The 2,387-nt window shown below is 66.7% G+C and carries 3 protein-coding genes; all 3 read right to left on the bottom strand.

Annotated features, from left to right (window positions below):
- On the bottom strand, positions 1–577 hold a 577-nt coding region (locus tag ACFWF3_RS32435; RefSeq protein WP_379317659.1), incomplete at its 3' end, for a ribonuclease H.
- Between the two features lie 10 nt (positions 578–587).
- Positions 588–1,061, bottom strand: coding sequence for an SRPBCC family protein (locus tag ACFWF3_RS32430; RefSeq protein WP_378989329.1), 474 nt, complete (start codon positions 1,059–1,061; stop codon positions 588–590).
- Positions 1,062–1,132: 71 nt separating this feature from the next.
- Positions 1,133–2,350, bottom strand: coding sequence for an L-2-hydroxyglutarate oxidase (gene lhgO / locus ACFWF3_RS32425; protein ID WP_379317661.1), 1,218 nt, complete (start codon positions 2,348–2,350; stop codon positions 1,133–1,135).
- Positions 2,351–2,387 lie beyond the last annotated feature (37 nt).

Raw genomic sequence — 2,387 nt, 5'->3', positions numbered from 1 at the left:
GGGTCAGAGTCCCTGCTACCGGCACTTCAGCTGCGACCGACTTCCCTGTGGAGACCGAGTTCGTGGGGACAGGCGCCGCGGGTTCCCGGCGCCGAATCCTTGCCGGTTCCGGCGCGACCGGGGCCGACTCGCGGCCGAGAGCCGGGTTCTCGCGGACAGCTCGTGCCGCTTCGCCCGCCAGTTTGTCGGCTTGTTCGTTGAAGTAGTTGCCCACGTGGCCGCGCACCCAGCGGAACCGCACCGGTCCTTCGCGGCCGGTGATGGCCCGGTCGATCTGCTTGATGATCTCGACGTTCTTCACCGCGCCGCCGGTGGAGGTGCGCCAGCCGTTGCGTCGCCAGCTGGTGATCCATTCCGAGGCGCACTTGATGGCGTACTGGGAGTCGCTCTCGATGAGCATCGGTTCGGCGCCGGGGTGGGCGAGGATGGCTTCCAGTACCCCGCGCAGTTCGGCGATCTGGTTGGTGCCGCTGGCCGCGCCACCACTGTCGGCGGGCCCGGAATGATTCACCCATGCCCAGCCGATGGCACCACCGGGATTGCGCAGGCAGGACCCGTCGGTGCTCACGATGATCATGACCGCCACCCTAGGCGATGCGGCCGACAAGATCGGTACCGTGGAATGCCTCTATCTCCCTTCGCAACCGCGATTCCGTTCGGCGCAGTGCCGATTTCGCGGCCGCGTCGACGAGGCCGTGGCACAGGCGGCCGAACATGCCGCGTGGTGGTGGATAGTCGGCTTCGGAGGTCAGCACCGACCGTTCGTAGCCGAGTGGATCGAATCGCAGGGTAACGGTTCCGTATACCCGCCCACGCAGGGTATACCCGATGACGGCATTGCGCCGATATTCGGTGATCTCCACCGATGAACGCAGCGGGATCACTCCGAACAACCGGACTTTCACCGCGAACGCGGCGCCCAAGCCCTGATCCGGTTCGCCCAGCGGCGCGACGTCGGTGACGCCGACCAGCCACTGCGGCGCGTGGCGGAAATCCTCGGTGTAGGCGAAGGCGGCATCGACCGGTGCGCCGACGTCACTCGCAAACCTGATGTGGCCCATCGGCCCTCCCTGCTCCGGATGGGTTTCCTCGCCCACGCGTACAGGAGCCAAAAGTACTACAAATCTCCTCTTTATTTAGCGGAATGGAGTTGTTCGACCAGGTATTCGGCAATCGGCATCGCCGACGTGGCGGCCGGGGACGGTGCGTTGAGCACGTGGATGGAGCGCGGCGTGCGTTCGATGAGGAAGTCGTGCACCAGCGTGCCGTCACGCAGCACCGCCTGGGCCCGGATGCCCGCACGGTGCGGGAGCAGGTCGTCGGTGCTGAGTTCGGGGCAATATTTGCGGCATTCGGCGAGGTAGCCGCGCTTGAACACCGAATTGCGGAGCTCGCGGATCCCGGTGGCGAGATGGTCGCGGGCCACCCGGCGCACGCCGGCGAAACTCAGCACGTCGATGGCGTCACGTCGGTTCACGCTGCCCTTGCGATACCCCTCCCGCGACAGCCCGAGCACCGCGTTGGGGCCGACGGTGAGTTCGCCGTCGATGGTGGGACTCAGGTGCACGCCGAGGAACGGCAGCGCGGGGTCGGGCACCGGATAGATCAGCGTGCGTACCAGATCCGATCGCTCGGCGGGGAGCCGGTAGTACTCGCCACGGAACGGAACGATCCGAAAGTCCGTTTCTATCCCGGCCTTTCGTGCCATCCGGTCGGCCTGCAGGCCCGCGCACACGATCAGTGTGCCCGCGGTGACCGAACCACCCGGACCCGAAACCGTGACGGCGGAGACACTCTCGGTGATCGCCTCGACTGCGGTGCCGAGCAGAATCCTGCCGCCCATCGACTCGACCTCGGCGGCGAGCGCGGCGGTGACCAACGTGTAGTCGATGATGCCGGTGGCAGGCACGAACAGCGCGCCGACCCCGGTGATCCGTGGTTCGCGCCGCCGCAGTTCGGCCGCGTCGATCGCCTCGACCTCCACGCCGTTGGCGATCGAACGCTCGTACAGCGCCAGCATCCGCGCGTGTTCGGCGGAATCGGTGGCTACCAGCAACTTTCCGCATTCACGGAACGGAATGTCGTGGGCCGCGGCGAATTCCTTCGTCCATCGCGCACCGGCCCGGCACAGCCGTGCCTTCAAACTGTCCGGGGGGTAATAGATCCCGGAGTGGATGACGCCGCTGTTGTGCCCGGTCTGATGCGCGCCGAGCGTGTCTTCCTTCTCGATGAGCACCAGGCTCGCCTCGGGATACTGGGTCAGCAACCGATGCGCGGTGGCCACGCCGACGATGCCGCCGCCGACCACACAGAAGTCGTACGCACCGTTCGAGGTGCCGCGAGGAGTCACACGCCGACGGTAGTCGGCAGTTCCCCGGTCGAGGATC

The organism is Nocardia sp. NPDC060220, from assembly GCF_042727815.1.
Lineage (GTDB): Bacteria > Actinomycetota > Actinomycetes > Mycobacteriales > Mycobacteriaceae > Nocardia.
The sequence above is the reverse complement of the archived record's forward strand: the minus strand, read 5'-3'. Positions and strand labels throughout refer to the sequence as shown.